General features: G+C 69.6%; 23 protein-coding genes and 1 riboswitch. Of the genes, 12 read left to right on the top strand and 11 right to left on the bottom strand.

The genetic code is table 11. The features are described 5' to 3' along the window. Positions 1 to 16: 16 nt before the first annotated feature. Both cbiE and cobM read left to right on the top strand, forming a co-directional pair. A complete protein-coding gene (gene cbiE / locus ABGB08_RS41555) occupies positions 17 to 1231 on the top strand; it encodes a precorrin-6y C5,15-methyltransferase (decarboxylating) subunit CbiE (protein WP_347602177.1) in 1215 nt (404 codons plus the stop codon). Positions 1232 to 1575: 344 nt separating this feature from the next. Further along, positions 1576 to 2319, top strand: coding sequence for a precorrin-4 C(11)-methyltransferase (cobM, locus tag ABGB08_RS41560; protein WP_347602179.1), 744 nt, complete (start codon positions 1576 to 1578; stop codon positions 2317 to 2319). Between the two features lie 276 nt (positions 2320 to 2595). On the opposite strand, the gene ABGB08_RS41565 is transcribed toward cobM, so the two are convergent. Continuing rightward, a complete protein-coding gene (locus ABGB08_RS41565) occupies positions 2596 to 2970 on the bottom strand; it encodes a nitroreductase family deazaflavin-dependent oxidoreductase (RefSeq protein WP_347602181.1) in 375 nt (124 codons plus the stop codon). 216 nt (positions 2971 to 3186) lie between these two features. On the opposite strand from ABGB08_RS41565, the gene ABGB08_RS41570 reads away from it, so the two are divergent. After that, positions 3187 to 3822, top strand: a complete 636-nt coding sequence (locus ABGB08_RS41570; protein ID WP_347602183.1) for a TetR/AcrR family transcriptional regulator — start codon at positions 3187 to 3189, stop codon at positions 3820 to 3822. Between the two features lie 194 nt (positions 3823 to 4016). On the opposite strand, the gene ABGB08_RS41575 is transcribed toward ABGB08_RS41570, so the two are convergent. From ABGB08_RS41575 to cobG, 5 genes are read right to left on the bottom strand one after another with little or no spacing between them, the layout of a single operon-like run. After that, positions 4017 to 5099: a cobalt-precorrin-5B (C(1))-methyltransferase gene (locus ABGB08_RS41575; protein WP_347602185.1), complete on the bottom strand. Its 1083-nt coding sequence runs from the start codon at positions 5097 to 5099 to the stop codon at positions 4017 to 4019. A 49-nt stretch (positions 5100 to 5148) separates the two neighbouring features. Beyond that, positions 5149 to 5892: a cobalt-precorrin-6A reductase gene (locus ABGB08_RS41580; protein ID WP_347602187.1), complete on the bottom strand. Its 744-nt coding sequence runs from the start codon at positions 5890 to 5892 to the stop codon at positions 5149 to 5151. Further along, positions 5889 to 7619 carry a precorrin-2 C(20)-methyltransferase gene (locus ABGB08_RS41585; protein WP_347602189.1) on the bottom strand — a complete coding sequence of 577 codons (1731 nt, stop codon included), beginning with the start codon at positions 7617 to 7619 and terminating at the stop codon, positions 5889 to 5891. The genes ABGB08_RS41580 and ABGB08_RS41585 overlap by 4 nt, the downstream gene beginning before the upstream one ends. A gap of 20 nt (positions 7620 to 7639) precedes the next feature. Continuing rightward, positions 7640 to 8260: a precorrin-8X methylmutase gene (locus ABGB08_RS41590; RefSeq protein ID WP_347602191.1), complete on the bottom strand. Its 621-nt coding sequence runs from the start codon at positions 8258 to 8260 to the stop codon at positions 7640 to 7642. After that, complete coding sequence (cobG, locus tag ABGB08_RS41595; RefSeq protein WP_347602193.1) at positions 8257 to 9639, bottom strand: precorrin-3B synthase; 1383 nt, start codon at positions 9637 to 9639, stop codon at positions 8257 to 8259. Before cobG ends, ABGB08_RS41590 begins: the two co-directional genes overlap by 4 nt. A 188-nt stretch (positions 9640 to 9827) precedes the next feature. Beyond that, a riboswitch (cobalamin riboswitch) is annotated at positions 9828 to 10010 on the top strand. Positions 10011 to 10043: 33 nt separating this feature from the next. On the opposite strand from cobG, the gene cobN reads away from it, so the two are divergent. Further along, on the top strand, positions 10044 to 14129 hold the full coding sequence (gene cobN, locus ABGB08_RS41600; RefSeq protein WP_347602194.1) for a cobaltochelatase subunit CobN: 4086 nt from the start codon (positions 10044 to 10046) through the stop codon (positions 14127 to 14129). A gap of 195 nt (positions 14130 to 14324) precedes the next feature. Here cobN and ABGB08_RS41605 read toward each other — a convergent pair whose 3' ends face one another. Then, positions 14325 to 15149 carry a serine/threonine-protein kinase gene (locus ABGB08_RS41605; protein ID WP_347602196.1) on the bottom strand — a complete coding sequence of 275 codons (825 nt, stop codon included), beginning with the start codon at positions 15147 to 15149 and terminating at the stop codon, positions 14325 to 14327. A 192-nt stretch (positions 15150 to 15341) separates the two neighbouring features. Next, positions 15342 to 15746 carry a hypothetical protein gene (locus tag ABGB08_RS41610; protein ID WP_155355196.1) on the bottom strand — a complete coding sequence of 135 codons (405 nt, stop codon included), beginning with the start codon at positions 15744 to 15746 and terminating at the stop codon, positions 15342 to 15344. Between the two features lie 208 nt (positions 15747 to 15954). Here ABGB08_RS41610 and ABGB08_RS41615 point away from each other — a divergent pair, with 208 nt between their 5' ends. Further along, positions 15955 to 16164 carry a ubiquitin-like protein Pup gene (locus ABGB08_RS41615; RefSeq protein WP_155355195.1) on the top strand — a complete coding sequence of 70 codons (210 nt, stop codon included), beginning with the start codon at positions 15955 to 15957 and terminating at the stop codon, positions 16162 to 16164. Between the two features lie 361 nt (positions 16165 to 16525). On the opposite strand, the gene ABGB08_RS41620 is transcribed toward ABGB08_RS41615, so the two are convergent. After that, complete coding sequence (locus ABGB08_RS41620; protein ID WP_347602199.1) at positions 16526 to 17236, bottom strand: hypothetical protein; 711 nt, start codon at positions 17234 to 17236, stop codon at positions 16526 to 16528. Between the two features lie 193 nt (positions 17237 to 17429). Between ABGB08_RS41620 and prcB the strand changes: the two genes are divergently transcribed. From prcB to ABGB08_RS41655, 7 genes are all read left to right on the top strand, one after another. Beyond that, positions 17430 to 18245 carry a proteasome subunit beta gene (gene prcB, locus ABGB08_RS41625; protein ID WP_347602259.1) on the top strand — a complete coding sequence of 272 codons (816 nt, stop codon included), beginning with the start codon at positions 17430 to 17432 and terminating at the stop codon, positions 18243 to 18245. Between the two features lie 16 nt (positions 18246 to 18261). Then, entirely contained in the window at positions 18262 to 19077 is an 816-nt protein-coding gene (gene prcA / locus ABGB08_RS41630; protein WP_347602201.1) for a proteasome subunit alpha, read from the top strand. 86 nt (positions 19078 to 19163) lie between these two features. Beyond that, positions 19164 to 19814 carry a hypothetical protein gene (locus ABGB08_RS41635; protein WP_347602203.1) on the top strand — a complete coding sequence of 217 codons (651 nt, stop codon included), beginning with the start codon at positions 19164 to 19166 and terminating at the stop codon, positions 19812 to 19814. A gap of 87 nt (positions 19815 to 19901) precedes the next feature. Continuing rightward, positions 19902 to 21260, top strand: a complete 1359-nt coding sequence (gene pafA / locus ABGB08_RS41640) for a Pup--protein ligase (RefSeq protein ID WP_155355191.1) — start codon at positions 19902 to 19904, stop codon at positions 21258 to 21260. 88 nt (positions 21261 to 21348) lie between these two features. Continuing rightward, positions 21349 to 22383, top strand: coding sequence for an FKBP-type peptidyl-prolyl cis-trans isomerase (locus ABGB08_RS41645; RefSeq protein WP_347602205.1), 1035 nt, complete (start codon positions 21349 to 21351; stop codon positions 22381 to 22383). A 66-nt stretch (positions 22384 to 22449) separates the two neighbouring features. Continuing rightward, complete coding sequence (locus tag ABGB08_RS41650; protein ID WP_347602207.1) at positions 22450 to 23082, top strand: transcriptional regulator; 633 nt, start codon at positions 22450 to 22452, stop codon at positions 23080 to 23082. Between the two features lie 31 nt (positions 23083 to 23113). Continuing rightward, complete coding sequence (locus ABGB08_RS41655) at positions 23114 to 23563, top strand: DUF3291 domain-containing protein (RefSeq protein ID WP_347602209.1); 450 nt, start codon at positions 23114 to 23116, stop codon at positions 23561 to 23563. A 72-nt stretch (positions 23564 to 23635) separates the two neighbouring features. Here ABGB08_RS41655 and ABGB08_RS41660 read toward each other — a convergent pair whose 3' ends face one another. After that, a complete protein-coding gene (locus ABGB08_RS41660; RefSeq protein ID WP_347602211.1) occupies positions 23636 to 24550 on the bottom strand; it encodes a metallophosphoesterase in 915 nt (304 codons plus the stop codon). A 41-nt stretch (positions 24551 to 24591) separates the two neighbouring features. Next, positions 24592 to 25662 carry a DUF3866 family protein gene (locus tag ABGB08_RS41665; protein ID WP_347602213.1) on the bottom strand — a complete coding sequence of 357 codons (1071 nt, stop codon included), beginning with the start codon at positions 25660 to 25662 and terminating at the stop codon, positions 24592 to 24594. Positions 25663 to 25705: the final 43 nt, after the last annotated feature.

Consider the following 25705-nt stretch of genomic DNA (forward strand, 5'->3'; position numbering starts at 1 on the left):
GTCTGGCCTGCTCACCATGACCGCCCCCGTTGTCGTCGTCGGAATCGGCGCCGACGGATGGGACGGGCTCTCCCCTGCCGCCCGCCGCGAGATCGAGACCGCCGAGGTGCTGATGGGCAGCGCCCGCCAGTTCGCCCTGGTCTCCACCTCCGCCGAGCGGATCACCTGGCCGTCCCCCCTGCTCCCGGCCCTCCCCGGCCTGCTCGCCGGCTACCGCGACCGCCGGATCTGCGTCCTCGCCAGCGGCGACCCCATGTTCCACGGCATCGGCTCCACCCTGGTCCGCATCCTCGGCCCGGAAAATGTCAAGGTCCTCCCCTCACCGTCCTCGGTCTCCCTGGCCTGCGCCCGCATGGGCTGGCCGGTCGAACGCACCCACGTGATCAGCGCGGTCGGCCGCCCCCTCGCCACCCTCAACGCCGCCCTCCGCCCCGGCGAGCGCCTCCTGATCCTCGGCGCCGACCCCGCCCGCGTCGCCACCCTCCTCATCAACGCCGGTTACGGCGAGAGCCCCTTCAGCGTCCTCGAACTCCTCGGCGCCCCCGACGAGCAGCTCCGCCACACCACCGCCAACGGCTGGGCCATCTGGGGCGACACCCCCGACCCCCTCAACATCGTGGCCGTCGAATGTTTCCCCGACCCAGGCACGCCCACGCCCCCACGCGTCCCCGGCCTCCCCGACGAGACCTTCGACCACGACGGCCAGCTCACCAAACGCGAGGTCCGCGCGGTCACCCTCGGCCTGCTCGGCACCGACGGCATCCTCTGGGACATCGGCGCCGGCGCGGGCAGCATCGCCATCGAATGGCTCCGCGCCCACCCCGCCGCCACCGCGATCGCCATCGAACGCGACCCTGCCCGAGCCACCCGAATCACCAGAAACGCCGAAACCCTCGGCACCCCCACCCTCCGCGTCCTCACCGGCACCGCCCCCGACGTCCTGACCGCCCTCACCACCCCGCCCACCACGATCTTCATCGGCGGCGGCCTCACCACCCCCGGCCTCCTCGACCACTGCTGGTCCAGCCTCCACCCCGGCGGCCGCCTGGTCGCCAATGCGGTCACCCTCGAATCCGAAGCCGTCCTCTCCACCTGGTACGGCCACCTCGGCGGCGACCTCTTCCGCCTCTCCATCAACAGAGCGGCCCCCATCGGCGACTTCACCACCTGGCGCCCCCAACTCCCGGTCACCATCTGGTCGGTGACGAAACCCTCCGAGGAACCTCGATGACGGCCATTCCACCCGAGGCCAGGCAATCGCACCGTCAGCCAACGATGGCCTCTCATCGCCAGCCGCTGCACCGGTGACGCACGATGACCGTCTCCTGCGTCGGCGGCCAGACGATGACAGGTGATTGCACTGGTGGCCCGCGATGACCGTTCATTTCGTCGGCGGCTGGCGGTTCGCGATGGCCGGCTCCTTCGTCAGCGGCCCGACCATGACGGGCGATTGCACTGGTGGCCCGCGATGACCGTTCACCTCATCGGCGGCCAGCCGTTGTACCGATGGTTCACGGTGTCCGTCTCCTTCATTGGCGGCCGGATGATGACGGGCGATTGCGTTGGTGGCGTGCGATGACCGTTTACTTCATCGGTGCGGGGCCAGGCGCGGCCGACCTGATCACGGTGCGCGGTCAACGCCTCATCGAGCGGCTGCCCGTCTGCCTGTATGCGGGGTCCCTGGTTCCCCCAGAGCTGCTCGCCAGCTGCCCCCCGGGAGCCCGGCTGATCGACACGGCACGCCTGACCCTGGACGAGATCATGTCCGAACTGCTCGCCGCGCACGCCGAAGGCCTGGACGTCGCCCGCCTGCATTCCGGCGACCCCTCCGTCTTCAGCGCGATGGCCGAGCAGATGCGCCGCCTCGACGCGGCGGTGGTGCCGTACGAGGTGGTGCCCGGAGTGCCCGCGTTCGCGGCGGCGGCCGCGACCCTGCGACGCGAGTTGACGGTGCCCGGCGTCGCGCAGACCGTCGTGCTCACCCGTACGGCCCTCCGGGCGACCCCCATGCCCGAAGGCGAGGATCTCGCCACGCTTGGCCGCAGCCGCGCGACGATCGTCCTGCACCTGGCCGTACAACGGATCGAGTCGGTCGTCGCGGAACTGACCCCCGCATACGGACCCGCCTGCCCGGCGGCGGTCGTCGCCTGGGCGAGCCGTCCCGAGGAGACCGTGCTCCGCGGCACGCTGGCCGACATCGCGGAGAAGGTCGCAACGGCGGGCATCACCCGAACCGCCGTCATCATCGTCGGCCGCGCCCTCACCGCCGCCACGTTCCCCGACAGCCACCTCTATTCGTCATCCCGCGTCCGCGACTGAGCTTCCTGTGGGGATCGCATTCCGCGGGACGCGCTGGCGGTGTCGGTCGGTGGGCCCGGCTGGCCGCCAGATGCGCGGTCGCGGCCGGTTGCGCGCATGCCGGGCAACGGCCTGCACGCCGCCAGTTTCCAGGCTGCCCGAACCGGTTGGCTTCCATCAGGCCGATGCCATCGCGGGCCTTCGGCTTGGTGGCACGGAAGACGGCCAGCTGATCATCGCCCTCGTCCCTGATCGACGTGCTCGCCCGCCACCTGGCTTCGCGCTGGAGGCCGATCGTCAGCCTGCGGCCAGGTCCATGCGGAGGAACTCGGTGATGCGGAGCAGCCTCGGTGGGCGTGGCACCTCATCGGAGAGAGCCTGGAACGCCTCGTCTTTCCCGACGAGGCGTGGGGCGGCGAGTTCCACGTCCTTCCCGTCGACCCGGAGCCGCGCCCCCTCGGCCGCCAGGACGTTCTGCACCCAGTCCGAGCGCGATCCGTACACCAGAACGAACAGGTAGCCGCCGTCGACAGGGTGCGCATCGAGCGGTGTGCGGTATCTCGTGCCAGAGGTGCGACCGACGTGAGTCAGCACCGGCCACGTCCCGCTCGCGATCGCGCGAGGGTTGAACACCCGCTTGTTCACGTGCCCCCACCACCTCGGCATCGGCATCGGGATCTCCTTGTCTCGCCCCGGCGGGGCGCGTCGTGGGTCAGAGGTTCGCTGAGCTCCCAAGCTGATTCCAACCGGGAGGGCTTACGCTCGTAAGGTGGCTTACGTGTGTAAGGCTGGCTTACGCATGTAAGATTGTCAACCCGCCCGTACCCTGGAGCCGTCGTGTCACCCTCACCACCGCTATCAACGCGGCAACCGCTCAGCAGAGGTCGCGTGCTGGAAGCCGCCATCCGGGTCGCGGATCGCGGCGGCGTGGAGGCGATCACGATGCGGCGGGTGGCGCAGGAGCTGGGCGTGGAGGCGATGTCGCTCTACCACCACGTGCCGAACAAGGATGCGATCCTCGACGGCGTGGTCGACATGGTGTTCGCGGCGATCGAGCTACCCAGCGCCGACTGCGACGATTGGCGCGACGCGATCCGTGCGCGCGCTTCCTCCGCGCGTGTGGTCTTGTCGCAGCACAGGTGGGCTCTCGGCCTTATGGACTCCCGTCGCAACCCGGGGCCGGCGACGCTACGCCACCACGACGCCGTCCTCGGCGTCCTCCGGCAGGCGGGGTTCACGCTGCCGATGGCCGCGCACGCCGTCTCACTCATCGACAGCTACATCGGCGGGTTCGTCCTTCAGGAGGCAAACCTGCCGGTGACGACGCCGGACGATGTCGAGGAAGTGGCCGGCGGCATCCTCGAGCACCTGCCGGCGGACGAATTTCCGTACCTCACGGAGATGATCGTCGGCCACGCCCTGCAACCGGGCTACGACCACACGAGCGAGTTCGGCTACGGCCTGGCCCTCATCCTGGACGCGCTCGAAGCTCGCCGCAGGCAGAGCCCTGACACCGCCACGTGAGACGCACCCGAAGCAAGACCGAAGCGTTCTCATGTAGTGAGACCGAGTAGCTGGAGTCCGTCCGTTGCGTGGCTCCGGTAGCGGACGGTGATGTGCTCCAGATGGCGGGTGAGCGTGTCGATCGGAGGTCGATGGCACGCGACCGCGGTCAGGCAAGAAGTGACTGCAGAGGGCGGTTCTACGGGATTCGACCGTTACTGGCCAATGGCAGAGGATCGGCCGACGATGGTTCCCGCGCGGTCGATGACGATGACGTCCACGGAGACCGGGGCGCCGGTCAGGACGGTGCGGGCGGTGTTCTGGGCGTGGGTGGCTACGAGGTCGCCGAGGGGGATGGTCGCGGCCTGGCAGAGGCGGAGGGCGTGGAGGGCGGTGTTGGCGGATTTGATCTGGGGGATGAGGTCGGGGGGCGCGCCCGCTTCCGCGGCCAGAGTGGCGAGCAGGGTGAGGTTCACCTGGGAGCGGCCGGAGTGCAGGTCGAGGTGCCCGTCGGCGAGTTTGGAGAGTTTGCCGATGCCGCCGACGATGGTGAGGCGGGGGATGGGGTGGCGGCGGAGGTATTTCAGGACTGCGCCGGCGAAGTCGCCCATGTCGAGGAGGGCGTCGTCGGGCAGGCCGTACAGGGTGGAGGCGACCTGTTCGGAGGTGCTGCCGGTGCAGCCGGCGACGTGGGGGTGGCCCGCGGCGCGGGCGACGTCGATGCCGCGGCGGATGCTGTCGATCCAGGCGGAGCAGGAGTAGGGGACGACTACGCCGGTGGTGCCGAGGATGGAGAGGCCGCCGAGGATGCCAAGCCGGGGGTTCCACGTTTTGAGGGCAAGCTCGGCCCCTCCTTCTACGGATATTTCCACTACGACGTCGCCGGTTCCGCCGTGGCGGGCGGCGACTTCGGCGATGTGGCCGGTCATCAGGCGGCGCGGGACCGGGTTGATGGCGGGTTCGCCGACCGGGAGGGGCAGGCCGGGTTTGGTCACGGTGCCGACGCCCGGGCCCGCGAGGAAGGTCACCCCGGAGGCGGGGGCGCCGGGGCGGACGGTGGACGCGATGAGGGCGCCGTGGGTCACGTCCGGGTCGTCGCCCGCGTCCTTGACGATCGCGGCCATCGCCCAGCCGTCGCCGAGCGCCTCCCGGGCCAGCGCGAATGACGGGTGTTTGTCCTTGGGCAGGGTGATCTCGACGGGGTCGGGGAATTCCCCCGACAGCAGTGCCGTGTAGGCGGCCGTCGTCGCCGCGGTCGCGCAGGCGCCCGTGGTCCAGCCGTATCTGAGGCCGCTCATGCGTCGGGGCCCAGGGAGGGCGTGGGATCCCGATGAGTTACGAGGCCGCTCATAGGGTTGGCGTTTCGTTGAGCCAGGTCACGGCTTCGTCGACGGTCTCGGCTGTGAGGATGCCGGGCGGTGGGGGCGGACGCCGTACCACGATCACGGGGAGGCCCAGTTCACGGGCGGCGGTGAGCTTGGCGGAGGTCATGGTGCCGCCGCTGTCCTTGGTGACGAGCACGTCGATGTGGTGAGCGCGCAGCAGGAGGAGTTCGCCTTCTCGCGTGTACGGACCCCGGCTGAGCAGCACCTCCATCCGGCGCGGGAACGGAGGCTCGGGCGTGTCGACCGATCGGGCGAGGAACCAGACGTCGTCGAGATGGGCGAAAGCGGGCAGGCTTCGGCGGCCGGTGGTGAGGAAGGCGCGCGTACCGATCTGGGGGAGCCGTTCGGCGGCTTCCTCCAGTGTGGCCGTCCAGCGCCAGTCGTTGCCGGGTTCGAGGGTCCAGCCGGGCCGCCGGAGCACCAGCAACGGAATCCCGGTGCTGTCCGCCGCCTTCACGGCCGAATCGGTCATTCGCGCGGCGAACGGATGCGACGCGTCCACGATCATGGTCACGCGTTCGGCTCGCAGCCAGGCGGCGAGGCCGTCCGGCCCGCCGAAACCACCGATCCTGACCTCGCCGACGGGCAACCGGGGGGAGTTCACCCGGCCCGCCAGGGACGAGATCGTGTCGACTCGTCCCTGTACGGCTGCCGCCAGACGCCTCGCCTCGTCCGTGCCCCCGATGATCAGCAGCCGGGGACTCATGCCGGGTAGCGGCGCGGCGTGAACACGACAGTCCCCTGCTCGCGGGGAACGATCCGCGTGGTCGAGGAGCCGATGATCAGCAAACAGCGCATGTCGATGGTGGCGGGGTCCAGGTCGGCCACGGTCGTCACGCGGACGTCTTCGCCGGGCGAACCCACGGAGCGGCCGATGATCACCGGGGTTTCGGGCGATCGGTGCTCCAGGAGCAGGTCGCGGGCCGCGGCGACCTGCCAGGTACGGGTGCGCGACGCCGGGTTGTAGATGGCCAGCACCAGATCCGCACGGGCGGCCGCGCTGATCCGATCCGCCACCACATCCCAGGGTTTGAGCTGATCCGACAGCGAGAGCACGCAGTAGTCGTGCCCGAGCGGCGCGCCCACCCGCGCCGCGACCGCGTGCGCCGCCGTGAGCCCCGGGACCACCCGGACGGGCACCCCCGCGAACCGGGCCTCGCACGACACCTCCAGAACCGCGCTCGCCATCGCGAAAACCCCGGGATCCCCCGACGAGACCACCGCAACCCGCGAACCGGACAACGCCAATTCCAGCGCGTGCGCGGCCCGTTCGGCCTCGACTCTGTTGTCGGTCGCGTGCCGTTTCTGGCGCGGATTCACGGGGACCCGATCCAAATAAGGCCCGTACCCCACTAATTCATCGGCTGTCATCAGCGCATCCCACGCTTCCGGTGTCAGCCACGGCCGGCCGGCGGGCCCAAGCCCGACCACGGCCACCTCACCCATTCCCGAAGCCGGAACAGTCCGCACCGGCACGACCGCCGGATCATTCACCGGACTGGGCAGCAACGCCAGCGAGAAATAGGGAACCGACGCCGGATCCACATCCGCCAGAGGCGCTATTCGTTCACCCGCCGTCGTGGCGCGCTCCACATACCACGCGTCGTCCAGTTTCCCCGCCGCCGCGAAAGCGTCCCGCACCTTCTCGAAGGTACGGCCCAGCTTCAGAATCGCCACCGAATCAGCCGACCCGATGTGCGCCGCGAGCGTCTCCGCCGGAAGCGTCCCCGGCAGAACCGTCAACGTCTCATCCCGCTCGACCAGCGGCCTCCCCAGCACGGCCGCCGCTCCGCTCACCGAGGTGACCCCCGGCACGACCTCGGTCTCATACCGATGCGCAAGCCGTTTGTGCATGTGCATGTATGACCCATAGAACATCGGATCGCCCTCGCACAACACGACCACATCCCGGCCCGCGTCCAAATGCTCCGCCAGCCGGATCGCACACGCGGCGTAGAAATCGTCGAGCGCGCCTTGATACCCACCCGGATGATCGGTCGTCTCCGTGGTGACCGGATAGACGAGCGCTTCTTCGACCTGGTCGCCGCGTAAATAGGGAGCGGCCACCGACCGCGCGATACTCCGCCCGTGGCGTGCGCTGTGATACGCGATCACCCCGGCCGCCCCGAGCAGCCGCGCGGCTTTCACGGTCACCAACTCCGGATCACCGGGCCCGAGCCCCACGCCATAAAGCCGTCCAACCTTGACGGTCACCGGTTCCGGGTGACCGGATGAGAGTTCAACACCATCGAGTCGTGCGGTCTGGACGGTCGCCCATTCAGGGTCACCGGATGAGAGTTCAACGCCATCGAGTCGTGCGGTCTGGACGGTCGCCGGTTCGGGGTGGCCGGGTCCGGCGAGTTGTCCGGTCGTGACGAATTCCGGATCGCTGGAATGCAGGGCCGGGTCCTTGGGGTCTTGTGGCCGGGTCATGTCGTTCGCACCGTCCTCGGTCACTCTTCGTCGCTCGCGATCGCGTTGATCGCCGCGGCCGTCATGGCGCTGCCGCCTCTACGTCCCCGTACCACAAGGAACTCCAGGTCGTCGCGTGCGGCAAGGGCGTCCTTCGACTCCGCCGCCCCGATGAAACCCACCGGAACCCCCAGCACCGCGGCGGGTCGTCCCGCTCCCTCGTCGATCATCTCCAGCAGCCGGAAGAGCGCCGTCGGAGCGTTTCCGATGGCGACGACCGAGCCTTCCAGGCGATCCCGCCACAATTCCAGAGCGGCCGCGCTCCTGGTCGTTCCCAGCCGTTCCGCCAGTTCGGGCACGCGCGGATCCCCCAGCGTGCAAACCACATCATTCCCAGCGGGAAGCCGCCTGCGCGTCACCCCCGACGCCACCATCCGCGCGTCACACAACACCGGAGCCCCACCACGCAACGCTGTCCCCGCCGCCGAGACCACCCGAGGCGACCAGGCCAGATCTCCCACCAGATCCACCATCCCGCAGGCGTGGATCATCCGGACCGCGACCCGCGCCACATCCTCCGGCAGCCCGCCCAATTCCGCTTCCGCGCGAATCGTGGCGAACGACCGCCGATAGATCTCCGCACCGTTCCGGACGTAACTCACCCGATCCTCCTGCTTCGCACATCCCCCACAACCGCGTTCAATTCCCTATGGGTACGGCTGACGCCCTCGAAATCCACCCGATAACCCCCCGGAACCGCCACCACATCCACGACCTCACCCCGAGGCCGCCCGCAACGACGTTCGCACCCGGCCCAATGCACGGACCTCGACCCGCGGAGCGCCGGCACCGACGCCCGCGCGTCCGCCTGCACATCGGTCAGCGACTTCGCGCATCCCGGCCGTCCCGTGCACGCCGTCACCCCCACCCAGGGCGATCGGGGATCGGTCACCAGCCCCGCATCGCCCAGAGCGGCCTCAGCCGACGCCGCGTCCTCCGCCGACAACCCGGCCACGACCACCCCGCGCCAGGGCGTCAACCGCACGATTCCCTCCGAACCGGCCACCTCGGCGAGCACTACCGCGTGTGCCGCCGACAACCGCCCGAGCGGAACGGCCGCTCCGATCGCATACGTCCCATCGCTCAGCGGAATGACGCCCAGCGGAGTGACGCCCAGCGGCGGACGACCGTCGCCGGGCCGATCACCGGGTCCTTCGGCCGAGGTCTGGCCCACGGTGGGCCGGGCGGCGACCTCGGTGGCGGCACGAGCGGTGACCTGGGCGGTAGCGGTGGTGTTGAGCAGGGCGGTGGTCTGGGCGGGGACGGTGACATGGGAGGTGAACAGCTCGGCTACCCGGGCGGCTACCTGGGCTGGACCGTCCTGGAGTTCGGCCAGCCGCCACGCCTCGCTGTTCTGGGCGGTTCGTTCGGTGAGGAAGGATTCCGCGGCGGTCAGTATGAGCGGGACGGTGACCTCGACCGGACAGCGGATTCCGTGGTCTTCCCCGGCGAGGAGGATTCGCAGGGAATCGGCGTCAGGGATGGCCGATATATCGGCGTTCTGGGTGGCCACGTCGCCGGTGCCGTCGTCCAGGGCGAAGAGGAATCGGCCAGGGAGGCCCGCCAGGGGCGTACGCGCGCAGAGGCCTTCGTCCAGGGCGGTGATCAGCGGGCGGACATCGAGGACGCCGTATGGGCCGAGGCCGGTCAGTGGCGAGGCGAGGATGTTGCGGACACGTTCGTGGGTGGCGGAGGGGAGCAGGCCCGCGGCGGCGATTCCGGCGGCGAAGGCGGCCGGGTCGCGGAGGGCGCGCACCTGGATGTTCGCGCGGGAGGTCAGCTCGATGAAGCCGTCGCCGAGGCCGGCGGTCAGGGCGTGGAGCGCGGCGGTGGAGAGCTCGCCGCCAGGAACGCGTACGCGGGCCAGCGGGCCATCCGCCGCCTGGTGAAGCTGCAGGGCTCCGGGGCAGGCATCAGGTCCAGTCCGGATGAGATCTGGGACGCTTCGCGCCGATATCCCGCTATGTCCCGCAATAGCCACATCCTGGATGGTAAAGCCTGCCCGGCCCTTCGCTCCCCGCGGGGCGCGGTGCCGGGCCCCCGAAATCACCGCGAAGTGGATCTGTACGCATTGGAGCGTTCTATCCATTCGCGTCACGGCGAAGGGTCGCCGCCCGATTCGCGGTGATGAGAAGCCATCCCGATAGTCGGGAAGGTGGGGTGGGCTGTCCTGGAAAAGGTGGTTGGCATACGCTGCTCGTGGCGACGGCGAATGAGGAAGCCGGTGTGAATCCGGCGCGGTCCCGCCACTGTCACCGGGGAGCGAACCCCACCATGGCCACTGTCACAGGGAAGGCCGGGGGGAGCGTCGAGCCGGGAGCCAGGACACTCGGGCCGTCGTGACTTCGACGACCCGGGGCGCGGACCCCGAGGGAGGGCTCTCGCGTGATCCTGCTGCTGTCCACGTCCGACACCGACCTGCTCAGCGCCCGTGCGAGCGGCGCCGGCTATCGCCTCGCGAACCCGGCCAGGCTCCGGCCGGACGATCTTCCTGACCTGCTGGACGGCGCCGATCTCGTCGTCGTACGGCTCCTGGGCGGCCGCCGGGCCTGGGAGGAGGGCTTGGACCTCCTGCTCGCCGGGCCGGTCCCGGTGGTCGTGCTTGGAGGTGAGCAGGCTCCCGACGCCGAGTTGATGGAACTGTCCACCGTCCCGGGCGGGGTGTGCGCCGAGGCACACGCGTACCTGGCCCACGGCGGACCGGCCAACCTGGCGGAACTCCACCATTTCCTCTCCGACACGGTGCTCCTCACCGGCCACGGCTTCGAACCGCCCGCCCCACTGCCCACCTGGGGCATTCTGTCCCGTCCCGGCCATCGCGCGGACGCAGGCGGCCCGTTGCCGTCTGGACAGTCGCCAGCGGAGGAGGGGCCGCTGCACGACCCCCGTTCTGAGAAACCCGGGAAGTGGGGCGAGCGGCCGCGTCATGGGAGTGACGGACCGCCGGATCATGAATCGCGCCGTGAGGGGTCCGGGGACGAGCTCCCGCGTCATGGGAGTGACGGACCGCCGGATCATGAATCGCGCCGTGAGGGGTCCGGGGACGAGCTCCCGCGTCATGGGGGTGACGGACGGCCGGTTCATGAACCGCGCCGTGAGGGGTCCGGGGACGAGCTCCCGCGGCCGGTGGTGGGGGTGCTCTACTACCGGGCCCATCATGTGGCCGGGAACACCGCGTTCGTGGAAGCGCTCTGTGATGCCGTCGAGGCGGCCGGGGGGCGGGCGCTGCCGGTGTACTGCGCGTCGCTCCGGACGGCGGAGCCGGGGCTTTTCGCGGCTTTGCGGCGGGTGGACGCGCTTGTGGTCACGGTGCTGGCGGCCGGCGGGACCAAGCCCGCGACCGCGTCGGCGGGCGGGGATGACGAAGCCTGGGACGTGGGGGCGCTGGCGGAGCTGGACATCCCGATCATTCAGGGGCTCTGCCTCACGGGGGATCGGGCTTCCTGGGCGGCGGGGGACGACGGGCTTTCGCCGCTGGACGCGGCCACGCAGGTCGCGATTCCGGAGTTCGACGGGCGGCTCATCACCGTTCCCTTCTCCTTCAAGGAGATCGACGCGGACGGGCTCACCGTGTATGTCGCCGACCCGGAGCGGGCCGCGCGGGTGGCCGGGATCGCGGTACGGCACGGGCTGCTCCGGCACGTCCCCGCCGCCGAGCGGCGGATCGCGATCATGTTGTCGGCGTATCCGACGAAACATTCCCGGATCGGCAACGCCGTCGGCCTGGACACGCCCGCGAGCGTGGTCCGGTTGCTGGACGCGATGGCGGCCAGCGGCTACGAACTCGGCGAGGATCTCCCCAGGCACGAGGGCGACGCGCTCATCCACGCGCTCATCGCGGCCGGTGGGCAGGATCCCGACTGGCTCACCGAGGAGCAGCTGGCGGGCAATCCCGTACGTATCCCCGCCGAGCGTTACATCGAGTGGTATCGCACACTTCCCGAGGACCTGCGGGAGGGGATGGAACGCCACTGGGGGCCACCGCCGGGGGAACTCTACGTTCAGGACGGGGACATCGTGCTGGCCGCGCTGCGGTCGGGGAACGTCGTCGTCATGGTGCAGCCGCCGCGTGGATTCGGCGAGAACCCGATCGCCATCTACCACGATCCCGACCTGCCGCCCAGCCACCACTATCTCGCCGCTTATCGCTGGCTGTCCGACACGTTCCAGGCGCATGCCGTCGTCCACGTCGGCAAACACGGCAACCTCGAATGGCTGCCCGGCAAGTCGGCCGGGCTCTCCGCCTCCTGCGGCCCGGACGCGGCCCTCGGCGACCTTCCGCTGATATATCCGTTCCTGGTCAACGACCCGGGCGAGGGCACCCAGGCCAAACGCCGCGCCCACGCCACCCTCGTCGACCACCTCGTCCCGCCGATGGCCCGCGCCGACACCTACGGCGACCTGGCCCGCCTGGAACAGCTCCTCGACGAGCACGCGTCCATCGCCGCCATGGACCCCGCCAAACTGCCCGCCATCCGCGCTCAGATCTGGACCCTCATCCAGGCCGCCCGCCTCGACCACGACCTCGGCCTCGACGACCGCCCGCACGACGCCGAATTCGACGACTTCCTCCTCCACGTCGACGGCTGGCTGTGCGAGGTCAAAGACGTCCAGATCCGGGACGGCCTGCACGTGCTCGGCGTCGCCCCCGAAGGCGAGGCCAGGGTCGACCTCGTCCTGGCCATGCTCCGAGCCCGGCAGATGTGGGCCGGTTCTGAGGCCCTGCCCGGCCTCCGCGAGGCCCTCGGACTGTCGGAAGCGGGAGACGCGACCCGAATCGGAGTCGACGAAGCCGAGGCGACCGCCCGCGCACTGGTCTCCGCGATGGAAGCCCGCGCCTGGACACCTGACGCCGTCCCCGAGGTCGTTCGCGAAACCCTTGGAAATATCACCCCTGGCCGGAAGTCGGACGACATCACACGCCCAGACCTGGACACACACCTGGTCCAGAACGCGATGCCGGGGGAGAGGGCCGAAGATGTGCCAACAGCGGATCTTGCCCCCACTTCCGGGACTGCGCCGACGATGAATGCCGTCCCCGCCGGGGTGGGGCCGGAGGTCCACGGTTCAGGGGCGGCGCCGGAGGTAGACGCGGTGGCGGAGCCCATGGCGGTAAGGCGGGTGATTTCAACGGATCACGGCTTGGTTGAGCGGGTGTTGCGGTTCGCCGCTGTGGAGGTTGTGCCTCGGCTGGCGCGTACCACCGATGAGATCGACAACGTGCTGCACGCGCTGAACGGGGGATACGTTCCCGCCGGGCCCAGTGGCTCGCCGCTGCGAGGGCTGGTCAATGTGCTGCCGACCGGGCGGAACTTCTACTCGGTCGATCCGAAGGCCGTACCGAGCAGGCTGGCGTGGGAGACCGGGCAGGCGATGGCGGAGTCGCTGGTCGAGCGGTATCGAGCGGATACGGGGGAGTGGCCCCGATCGGTGGGGTTGTCCATCTGGGGGACCAGCGCGATGCGTACCGCGGGCGACGATATCGCCGAGGTGCTCGCGCTGCTGGGCGTGCGGCCGGTGTGGGATGACGCGTCGCGCCGGGTCACCGGACTGGAGGCGATCTCCGCCGGAGAGCTCGGACGGCCACGGGTCGATGTGACCGTGCGGATCAGCGGGTTCTTCCGGGACGCGTTCCCCCACGTCGTGGCCATGCTGGACGACGCGGTCAAACTGGTCGCGAGGCTGGACGAGCCGGGCAACTTCGTCCGGGAGCACGTGCTGGCCGACGCCGCGCGCGGCGAGCGCGCCACGCTGCGGATCTTCGGGTCGGCGCCGGGGGCGTACGGCGCGGGCCTGCTCCCGCTCATCGACAGCCGCAACTGGCGGGACGACACCGACCTGGCCGAGGTGTACGCGGTCTGGGGCGGATTCGCCTACGGCCGCGGCGTCGACGGCGTCGCGGCCCGCGAGGACATGGAGTCGGCCTACCGGCGGATCAACGTCGCCGCCAAGAACGTCGACACCCGCGAGCACGACATCGCCGACTCCGACGACTACTTCCAGTACCACGGCGGCATGATCGCCACCGTCCGCGCCCTCACGGGCAAGGCCCCCGCCGCGTACATCGGCGACAGCACGCGCCCCGACGCCGTGCGCACCCGAAGCCTCTCCGAGGAGACCAGCAGGATCTTCCGCGCCCGGGTCGTCAACCCCCGCTGGCTGGCCGCGATGCGCAGGCACGGCTACAAGGGCGCGTTCGAACTGGCCGCCACCGTCGACTACCTGTTCGGCTACGACGCCACCACCGGCGTGGTCGCCGACTGGATGTACGACAAGCTCGCCGCCACCTACGTCCTGGACGAGGAGAACCAGCGTTTCCTCACCGAATCCAACCCCTGGGCGCTCCACGGCATCACCGAACGCCTGCTGGAAGCGGCCGGACGCGGCATGTGGGAACACCCGGACCCCGAAATCCTCCAGCGCCTCCAAGAGGTCTACCTCAAGGCCGAGGGAGACCTCGAATCCGGCTGAGCGATTCGGCCGCTCGCCGTTATCCGGCGCCGCCCACCACCACTTCGCTTCTCGCCGCACCGGCGCCGAAGAGGGAGCGCCATTTCCGGCCAGCTATCCACGGGCGGGGCCAACTCCCGTCGATCGGCAGCTCCATCGATGGAGCGGAGGCGGCCTTCGAGGTAGCTACATCGATTCGCCGAAGGGCATCGAAATCTACAACTTGAAGGCGCCCGGGGGGAGGTTTTCGCTGGACGGGAGGGTTTGGGGGCGGCGGCCTGGGGCAGCCGCGGAGATGCCTTCGCGGCGGAGGAGGTCGGCCAGCAGGAGGGCGACCGCCTCGCCGGTGAGGCGGCGGGCGGCCTCGCGCCGCAGCAGGCCCTCGATGACCGGCCACAGGGCTCCGGCGTTCGACGGCGGATCGGGCTCGTGGGTCAGGGCCATGCCGAGCATGGACAGCGGCCCATCCCCGGGATAGGGCGGCCGCCCCTCCACCGCCGCGTACATGGTCGCCCCCAGCGACCACAGATCCGACGCGTGCGTGGCTCTCTCGCCGCGCATGCGCTCCGGAGCGAGATAGGCGGCCGACCGGGTGAGCGGAATGGTCTGGGAGGCCGTGCTGTCCTCCTCCATCGCCGCGATGCCGAAATCGGTGAGCACCACCCGATCGCCGGTGAGCAGGATGTTCTCCGGCTTGATGTCGCCGTGCACGACCCCGCACAGATGCGCGTGCCGGATCCCGGCCAGAAGCTGGAACCCCAGCCAGGCCGACCAGCGGACCGGGATGCGGCCGATGTGCCCGATCGTCTCCTTGAGGGTCAGCCCTTCTAGGAACTCGGTCACGATCCAGAGCCGCCCGTTCTCCTCGAACAGATCGTGCACGGTGATGATCCCGGGATGGCTCAGCCGCGCCGCCGACCGCGCCTCCTTGAGGGCGCGCCGCCGGGTGTCCTCCAGGTCGGGCATGTCCATCCGGTACGGCGGCTGCACCTCCTTGATCGCCACGTCCCGGGTCAGCCGCAGGTCATGAGCCTGCCACATGATGCCCGTGCCATCACGACGAATCGGCGATGCCAGCCGATAACGCTCAAGGAGCAGTCGTGCGCGATCCGTTCCCATATCCACCCGTCTGCTCCGAGGTGCCTGCAATTCCCGCGTTCCGAGTTCCATATTGTGCTCTGTCACGGTTCCGGAGTGCGGCGTCACTCCCCGTACGGGAGATAACGATCCGATCTACACCAGGCCGATTCCAAGGATCATCGTCCCGGCGCCGAGTCCGACCCCGCCGAGCACGGTAAGCCATATCAGTTTGTTCGGCTTCGTATCAGACGGCCGTACGACCGACAGGAAGAAGCCGAGCGGCATCAGGATGGGGGCGGCGACGATCAGCACCCGGGCCAGGGAGCGCATACCGTCCGAGAGATCTGCATGATCCAGGTATAGCAGGGCGACCAGTGCGAAGAGCACCAAAACGCCCGCATGGGCGTGTCCGGCTCGCCAGAGGCCGCGTCTGACCGGGTTGTCGAGGTAGCCGGGGATGCGCCCGAGGATGTGGCCCAGCAAGGAGAGCCCGCCGATGCCGACGCCCGAGACGGTGATGAGCAGCACTCCGGCCGTGGTGAGCGAGGAGGGGGACATGCGCGGATCCGTTCGTTGGGAAGTTGTACTATCCAATATTTGGATAGTTTCGCTATCTAGTCAAGGGCATTTGCCTTTACGCCGCTCAACGGGTTATCTGTCGGGACTCCTTCAGCCGAGCCAAAGATCACACGACGATTCAGGCGAGTTGTCGGTCGGTTCGGGGAAGATATGAAGCAGAGAAGTCCCCCGAGCGGAGGTATCACCGATGGCCAGCAAGGACACCGGCGGTCAGAAGCAGACCGGCCGCCAGGAGAGCGAGACCCAAGACGTCGAGGCGCAGGACGCCACCGATGTCCAGGAACGGCATGAGAAGCTCACCGACGACGTGGACGCGATCCTCGACGAGATCGACGAGGTGCTCGAGGAGAACGCCGAGGAATTCGTGCGCAGCTACGTGCAGAAGGGCGGCGAGTAAGGGGGGATTCCCCTAACCGGCGGTGACGCGGCTCACCGCCGGTCACCGGCGTAAATCTGGGGACTCTCTACGTGAACCGCGGCGATCCTGTCCCAGTTCTAGTCAGCTTCCCGGCCGTAAACGAACCGAGCTCGCAGCTCCTCGCCGTCGATGGCTTCGACGGTTCAGGCCGCGTGCGGCAGCGTGACTCACTGCCCGGTATGGCAGGCCATGCCGTGTATCGCGGTGCCGATAACAGATCGTGGAGCCGTTCCCCGGCAAGCCGGGTGCGTTCAATCCCGTCACCGCATCACCAACAGTAACAGCGCAACCACAAAGAGGGAAGCCATTCCTCTCGGGCCCGAACGCCCGAGGTACCTGGCTAGATCCCGCTGAGATGAGGCGCCGCTCCGCTCGCTCCGGGCACGACGAGCAGGTCGTGGCGGTATTCCCCGGCCAGCCGGGCAAATACCGATTTATCACGCGGGCATGGCATCACCGCGAAACGCGACGCCGAACCCCGGATGACCGCCAGGCGAGCGCCTTCGCCTCCCTCCAGAAGGCCCGCTTCCAGGCGGGCGAAAGGCTCACCCGCGCGCAGCTCCACGCGAGCGGCCGGCCCGCCCCCGATGATCTCCATCGCCGAGACGAGCGTGCCGCGCACGACGTCGTCGACCTCGACCGGGCCGGGCACGCCGCATCCGATCCCGTGGATCTCCCCGCCGTCCGGAGCCCGCAGCGAAATCGTGCCGTCGGGGGTCGCCTCGACCCGGAGCAGGCCGTTGTCGAGGACTCCCGGGACCGGCAGGCCGCCACCGGGACCCGAGCCGGGGGACAGCGCGGGCGCGGCGGACGCGACCAGGACGATCCTCCCCGACGCGGGGACCGTGACCTGGGCGGCCACGGTCACGACCGGCTCCACGACCGCGCCGCCGACGAGCGTCGGACCGTGCTCCAGCCACTGGACCGGCACCCAGGCTCCCGCCCGCGTGCGCAGATGCGGGCGGCTCTCCGGCAGCTCGGTGAAGATCAACCCGGTCCGCTCGTACGCCGAGGGGTTCACCACCTCGATCTCCAAGGTCAGCGCGGTCACCTCCGATGGCCGGTCTTCACGAAGGATCGGTATACCCCGGGCGCAAGTCGTACAAAGATATGCCCGGGATCTTGAAAGCGGTTCGCGCTCAGCTGATCGGGAAGAGTGCAAGCAGTGCGCCGAGGTGAGTAGGGTCGGCCTAAACAGACGACACATTGGAGGGAGTCGCGTGGCATCTCAGCAGCAGGCCTGGATGAACAACCTCTTCACGAATACGGGTTCTTCGTCGTTCACCGAGTTCTTGGGCATGCACGCGTCGGATCTGCTGCCGTTCCGGACCGAGAGGCTGGCCGTCCCGGTCAGCGACCAGATCCCGCACGCGACCACGATCATCGCGGTGACCTGCGCGGGCGGCGTGGTCATGGCGGGCGACCGGCGTGCCACCTCCGGCAACATGATCTTGCAGCGGGACATAGAGAAGGTGTTCCGCACCGACGACTACTCCTGCCTCGGCATCGCCGGAACCGCCAGCACCGGCATCGAGATGGCCCGGCTCTACCAGGTCGAACTCGAACACTACGAGAAGATGGAGGGTCGCTCGCTCTCCACCGACGGCAAGGCCAACCGGCTCGCCACCATGATCAAGGGCAACCTGCCGATGGCCATGCAGGGCCTCGCGGTGGTCCCGATCTTCGCGGCGTACGATCCGAATCTGGACGCCGGGCGGATCTTCGGTTACGACGTGGGCGGCGGGCCCTACGAGCAGCAGCAGTACCACTCCATCGGATCCGGCTCGATCTTCGCCAAGGGGTCGCTGAAGAAGCTCTACCGGGAGAACTCCTCGCCCGAGGACGCGGTGCTGACCTGCGTGCAGGCCCTGTACGACGCGGCCGACGACGACTCCGCGACCGGCGGGCCCGACGTGACCCGCAAGATCTGGCCGGTGGCCGCGGTGATCACGGCGGAGGGCTACCGGCGCCTCGGCGACGACGAGGTTGCGGGCTACGTGCACGCGATGCTGGAAGCCCGGATGGCCAACCCTGACGGCCCCACCGCCCCGCTGCGCTAGAGAGGAACCCCACGAGGTGTCCATACCTTTCGGATACGCATCGCCCGAGCAGATCATGCGCGACCGGGCGGAATACGCGCGGAAGGGCATCGCCCGCGGCCGGAGCGTGGTCGTCATGCAGTACGAGGACGGCATCCTGTTCGTGGCGCCGAACCCGTCCAAGGCCCTGCACAAGATCAGCGAGATCTACGACCGGATCGGCTTCGCCGCGGTCGGCCGCTACAACGAGTTCGAGTCGCTGCGCCTGGCGGGGATCAGGTATGCCGACATCAACGGCTACACCTACAACCGCAACGACGTGACCGGCCGCGGCCTGGCCAACCTGTACGCGCAGCAGCTCGGCATGATCTTCACCGACTCGATCAAGTCGCTGGAGGTGGAGATCGTGGTCGCCGAGGTGGGCGACGCCACCGAGGAGGACCAGATCTACCGGCTGACCTTCGACGGCTCGGTCTTCGACGAGCAGGGCATGGCGGTCATCGGCGGGCAGTCCGACGCGGTGGCCGGGCGGCTCAAGGAGCGTTACCGCCCGGGCCTGTCGCTGGCCGAGGCCCTGGACGCCGCGCTCGCCGCGCTGACCGAGCCGGGCGGCGAACGCTCCCCGATCGGGCAGCTGGAGGTCGCCGTGCTGGACCGGACCCGGGAGCAGCGCAAGTTCCAGCGCCTGGCCGGGCCGCGCCTGGAGCGCCTGCTGGCCGCGTCCGGGCCGGAGACTCCGGAGGCACCGCCCGCCCCGGCGGAGCCCACGCTGCCGGAGAAGGGCGCCCCCGAGGTCGACACCGGGCCGCCCACCGCCCCCGACGGCGACATCGACACAGGATCCGATTCCTGAAGTTTCCCCGGATGGTCACCGAAACCGGTGGCCATCCGGCGTTTCCGGGCACGACCAAATGCGGATTTCGCTAGGCTTTTCCGCATATGACCACTTATCTCCGGCAGGCCGCGCTGGCTGTCGCCGTACTCTCGCTCGCCGCCTGTTCCGGCACCGAGGCCGCGGCCCCGGCCGCGACGGTCACCGTGACCGCCTCCCCGTCGCCGCTCGCCACGGTCACGGCCACCCCGGCGGCCGCCTCCCCCAGCCCCCTCGCGTCGCCGTCGCCGACGGCCCCACCGGGGAACCAGGTGTTCGAGCCCTCCGAGGAGTACGACCAGAACGACGTCATCGGGGCGAGACAACCGAAGATCAAGGGCACCAAGTTCCAGTTCGACCCCGGGCACGACTTCACCAAGCGCATCAGCCCCAGCGCCGACGGCATCCTGCGCGGCCGTTTTGTCACCATGCAGGACGGGGACACCGCCGAGTACGTCCCAGTTCGCTGGGACGGCGGCACCTACGTCGGCCCCGCCGAGGGCGACGTCACCGCCTACGCCGCGCCGCTGGCCCCCGGCGTGGTCTACCTGAGCGCCACCGGCTGCACCGGCAACGACCAGACGATCAACGGCGACGCGCTCGGCACCGAGCGCTGCACCCGCGCGCGACTCGCCGAGCACGCCCGCGAAGGCCGCCTCACCGCCCTGATCACCGTCGCGAACGGCCAGGTCACCAAGGTTGTGGAGATCTACTTCTGACCGCCCGGGAGGCCTGCGGGAGCGCCCGGGGACAATCCACTTCATGATCCCTATGTCGTTCCGCCATTCGGGGCATAGGGTGATGTGATGGATCGTCGCATCTTCGGGCTGGAGAACGAGTACGGCGTCACCTGCACGTTCCGGGGGCAGCGCAGGCTGTCACCGGACGAGGTGGCGCGCTACTTGTTCCGGCGAGTGGTGTCCTGGGGCCGATCGAGCAACGTCTTCCTCCGCAACGGCGCGCGTCTGTACCTGGACGTGGGCAGCCATCCCGAGTACGCCACGCCCGAATGCGACAACGTCGTGGAACTGGTAACCCACGACAAGGCGGGCGAGCGCATCCTCGAAGGTCTTCTGGTGGACGCCGAGAAACGGCTCCGCGAGGAAGGCATCGCCGGGGACATCTACCTGTTCAAGAACAACACCGACTCGGCCGGGAACTCCTACGGCTGCCACGAGAACTATCTGGTCGGGCGGCACGGCGAGTTCGGCCGCCTGGCCGACGTGCTCATCCCCTACCTGGTCACCCGCCAGATCATCTGCGGCGCCGGCAAGGTGCTGCAGACCCCGCGTGGAGCGGTCTACTGCGTCTCGCAGCGGGCCGAGCACATCTGGGAGGGCGTCTCCTCGGCGACCACCCGGAGCCGCCCGATCATCAACACCCGGGACGAGCCGCACGCCGACGCCGAGCGGTTCCGCCGCCTGCACGTCATCGTCGGCGACTCCAACATGAGCGAGACCACCATGCTGCTCAAGGTCGGCGCCACCGACCTGGTGCTGCGGATGATCGAGGCCGGGGTGGTGATGCGCGACCTGTCGCTGGAGAACCCGATCCGGGCCATCCGCGAGGTCTCGCACGACATGACCGGCCGCAGAAGGGTCCGGCTGGCCAACGGCCGGGAGGCGTCCTCGCTGGAGATCCAGCAGGAGTACCTGGGCAAGGCCAAGGACTTCGTGGACCGGCGCGGCGGCGACGAGACCAGCAAGCGCGTGCTGGAGCTCTGGGAGCGCACCCTGCGGGCGGTGGAGACCGGCGACCTGGACCTGGTCTCCCGGGAGATCGACTGGGTCACCAAGTACCAGCTGATTGAACGTTACAGAAAGAAGTACGACCTGCCGCTGTCCTCGCCGCGGGTCGCCCAGCTGGATCTGGCCTACCACGACGTGCACCGCCGCCGCGGCCTGTTCTACCTGCTGCAGAAGCGCGGCGCGGTGGAGCGGGTGGCCTCCGACATCAAGATCTTCGAGGCCAAGTCGGTCCCGCCGCAGACCACGCGGGCCAGGCTGCGCGGCGAGTTCATCCGCAGGGCGCAGGAGAAGCGCCGCGACTTCACGGTTGACTGGGTGCACCTGAAGCTGAACGATCAGGCCCAGCGGACGGTGCTCTGCAAGGACCCGTTCCGCAGCGTCGACGAGCGGGTGGACAAGCTGATCGCCGGAATGTGATCTCCTTACGCCATCCTGACAGCGGGTTCGGGTAGTGTGACGCGAACCCGCTGTCTGACTCTCCGCTGCCTTCCTGAGGATTCCCATCATGCGCCGCCGCACGGCCATCGCCGCCGCCGCTCTTCCCTTGCTTCTGACCGCTGTCGCGTGCGGCACCGCCCAGAAGACCGCCACCGGGGCCAGCCCCGCAGCCACCCCGGCCGGCTCGGCCGCCGCCAGCGGCAGCGCCCCCGCGCCCAGCGCCGCGGCCTCACTGACCGGGCCGCTCGGCGACGCCAAGAACATCAAGGTCGACGGCTCCGCCGGCACCATGCCGAAGGTCACCTTCCCCACCGGGAACCCGGCCCTGACCTCCTCGGCGCGCGTGATCGCCCCCGGGGACGGCAACGCGGCCAAGGACGGCGACACGCTGGTCGCCAACGTGAGCGTCTACACCTGGGACGGCAAGGAGAACAAGACCGTCGGCTCGGCGTACGACAAGGGAACGCCCGAGTTCGTGCCGGTCAACCAGAACCTCCCGAAAGTGCTGCACGACGGCCTGGTCGGGTTGAAGCCCGGGGGCAGGGTGCTGGTCGTGATCGCCAAGGACAGCCTCGACCAGGCGATGATCGACAACGCCAAGCAGCAGGGCACCGACTTCGGGGTGACCTCGCAGGTGCTGGTCATCGACATGGTCTCGGCCGCCGCCAGGGCCGCCGTGGGCAACGCCACCGACCCCGGCATCGAGGGCGTCAAGCTGGTCAACCCGGGCGGCGAGACGGCCCCCGAGCTGACCACCAAGACCGCGGCGCAGCCGCCGAAGGACCTGGTCGTCAAGACCGTCATCAAGGGCGACGGCCCGAAGGTGAAGGAGACCCAGACGGTCATGGTGCACTACACCGGCAAGATCTGGGGCAGCGACCAGGAGTTCGACTCCAGCTGGAAGCGCGGCGAGGCCACCCAGTTCGCGCTCAGCCAGGTCGTCAAGGGCTGGGCCCAGGGCCTGACCGGCGTCGCCGTCGGCAGCCGCGTCGTCATCACCATCCCGCCGGAGCTCGGCTACGGCAAGGAAGGCCAGGCCGAGGCCGGCATCAAGGGCACCGACACCCTGGTGTTCGTGGTGGACGTGCTCGGCGCCGTCTGATCGTTGCGCCGGAGCCCTCCTCCCCGCGAGGGAAGGAGGGCTCCGGCGTTTCCGTACACTCCGGCTGTGGACAGTGATGAGGCGGTGGCCCTGCTCGGAGATCCGGTGCGGCGGGAGCTGTACCGGTTCGTGGTCGGGCGCGGCCGGGCGGTCGGGCGGGCCGAGGCGGCGGAGGCGACCGGGGTGGCCCGGGGCCTGGCCGCCTTCCATCTCGACAAGCTGGTCGACGCGGGGCTGCTGACGGCGGAGTTCAAGCGGCTGGGGGAGCGGACCGGGCCGGGCAGCGGGCGGCCCGCGAAGGTGTATCGCCGGTCGGGGACCGAGCATCTGGTCAGCCTGCCGCCCCGGGACTATCGCACGGTGGCGCTGATCCTGGCCGAGGTGGTCGACCTGCTCGGCGGCGACGAGCTGGCCGAGGAGGCCGCGCGGCGGGCGGGCCGGAAGCTGGCCGCCGGCGCGTCCGGGCCGGTACGGGAGACGCTGGCCCGGCAGGGCTACGAGCCCTACGAGGAGGACGGGGTGCTGCGGCTGCGCAACTGCCCCTTCCACGTGCTGGCGGGGGAACATCCGCTGCTGGTGTGCTCGATGAACCTGTCGCTCTGCCAGGGGCTGCTCGACGGGGCCGAGGGCGTGACGGCCCGGCTGGACCCCAGGCCCGGGGAGTGCTGCGTGGTCATCTCTAAAAATAATAGGAATTGACATAGAAGGCGGGGCTGGGAATCCTGGGGTCATGCATCTGGCCCAGCTGAACGTCGCGCATCTGCTCGCCCCCCTCGACTCCCCCCAGCTGGCGGAGTTCGTCGCCCTGCTGGAACCCGTCAACCTGCTCTCCGACAGCTCGCCGGGGTTCGTCTGGCGGCTCAAGGGCGGGCCTGATCCCACCGACACCGTGCAGCACGACTACGGGGACGAGCTCGTGATCAACTTCTCGGTCTGGGAGTCGCGGGAGACGCTCTGGAACTTCGTGTACCGGTCCCGGCATCTGGCCGTGTTACAACGACGGCGGGAGTGGTTCCAGCGGGTCGCGGCGCCGTACAGCGTGATGTGGTGGGTGCCGGAGGGGGAGCCGCCCACGCTGGCGGAGGGGATGGCCCGGCTGGACCGGCTCAGGGCCGAGGGGCCCGGACCGGAGGCGTTCACATTCAAGGACTTCTTTTTCAATGAGAAACTCGTTCCATAGACAGCCGCATAGCCGCCGTCCAGGCGACTCACCGCTGCGGCCGCCCATTTCACGACTTTCTCATTGACCCGATCAGCGTGTGATGACCGACCAGTCGAAGGTGTGGCCCTTGGGGCCGATGGCGGCCACGCTGAGGGTGTCGTCGCCGGTGACCTGGACGGCCACGAAGTGGTGGCGTTTGCGGGCGGCGGCCCGTTTGGGCAGGCCGGGGCAGCCGTACTTGATCGGGTAGAGGCCCGCGCCGCCCCCGCCGGTGACGATGTAGTTGACCCCGTTGGGGGAGATGAAACGCTGGTAGTTGTGGTCGTGGCCGTTGAGGACCAGGGCGACCCGGTGCCGTTCCAGGATGGGCACCCAGTGCCGGTCCACGGTCGGGGTCGAGCTGTGCAACGAGCACGACCAGGCGGGCTGGTGGAACACCACGACCCGCAGCCGGGGCCCGGCGGCCGACAGCTGGCGGTCCAGCCAGCCGGCCTGCTCGGCGTGGTCGCGGTTGGCGTCCAGGAACAGGAACTCCACCCCGGGCAGCCGCTTCGCGAACGGCGGCGTGGGCAGGCCGAGGGTCTTCAGCTGCTGGGCGGCGTGTCCCGCCTGCACGTCGTGATTGCCGAGCGCCGCCCAGAGCGGGGCTTTCAGCCCCTTGTAGGGCTTGGTGAGCACGGCGGGGAACTTGTCGGGACGGCCATCGGGATAGACGTTGTCCCCGGTCGTGATGATCGCGTCGACGCGGTGCCGGGAGGCCCAGCGTTTCATCGCCGCCGCCACCCGCCGCTGCGCCTTCCCGCCGGTGCCGAAGTCGCCGATGGCCAGGAAGCCGATCTGCTGGGGATCGCTCGGCACCGATCCCGCCACGGTGGCGGAGGTGCTCGGGACGGGCTCCCGGTCCGCTCCGGACTCGGCGCTCGACCCTGAGCACGCCGGGACCGCCAGCAGGGCGGCACCCAGCAGGGCGGCCCGGACTTTCCGCGCTGTTCTTCTCGCGTTCATGCGTCGGATGCTAGAAGTCACGCCCGCGCTGAGCTGGTATTTCAGGCCAGAAGCGTGGCGGTGTGGCGGCCCGCGGCGGCCGCCGCCAGGAAGTAGGCGCGGTCCTGGTCCAGGTTCCTGCCCATCGTCGACAGGGTGACGGGGGACTTCCGGAGCGCCTCGTACAGCCCGCCGACCGGCACCTCCACGAGGATGTGGCGGGAGGCCAGGTCGGCCGACTGGTAGCGGATCTGGTCGCCGAACTCGCCCGGCAGCGCGGGCACCACCACCTCGGCGGGGGAGAGCGCCACCCGGCCGTACGCGGTGAGCGAATGGTGCGACACCCCGACGTGCCGGTCCCGCTGGTCGCCCTCGCTGATCCGCAGCGCCGCCACCGGGCGCCCGCCGAGCACCCCGGCCGCGTTGATCGCCTCCCCGGCCATCACGCCGGAGAAGCCCCAGCGGGTGCCCGTGCCCAGATTGCCGGGCCCTTGGGCGATGATCGCCACGTCGGCCTTGAGCACGTGCCGGGCGGCCAGCAGGGCGGTGTGCGTGGTCACCGCCTCCACGTCCCCGCCGAACGCCTGCCCGGCCGTCACCACGCCGCACAGCCAGCCGATCTCCCGTAGCCGGGCGCAGGACATGGAGAACCAGGCGGGGAGGGCGCCGCCGTCCTGCATCACGTACGCCACCCGGATCTCGGGGCGGGAGGCGTACAGGCCGCAGAGGATCGGCGGGAGGGCGGAGTGCAGGTCGGCCACCACGACGGGCATGCCGTCCAGGGTGTCGGCGTCGCGGAGGAGCTCGTGGTGGGGCGAGTCCTGCTCGTCCGCGCCCTGCACGGTGGCCTGCAACGGCGTGTACCGCGCCTTCACCAGGTGGCCGGGACCCACCGGATCTTGTGGCAAACGGTCTGGAATCGCCACCACCATGGCGTAACCTCCCGTACCGAGGCCCATCGCGAGTGCGGTCGTGTTCAGGAGCACCGCGTCGCCGGGTTCCGGACGGCCCACCAGCGGGGGATAGGCCAGCGCCCGGCACTGGGTTCCGTCTTCGACGGACACCTCCAGTTCCACCGCGCCCGGCCAGTCACGCCTGATCCCCAGGACCTCGCCCTTGCGCCATCTGATCACCTGGAAAAGGGTAGCGTTCTTCATCGGAGAAGGAGGGGAGGGG

Origin of the sequence: Acrocarpospora sp. B8E8, assembly GCF_039871605.1 — a bacterium.
In the GTDB taxonomy this organism is placed as follows: domain Bacteria; phylum Actinomycetota; class Actinomycetes; order Streptosporangiales; family Streptosporangiaceae; genus Acrocarpospora; species Acrocarpospora macrocephala.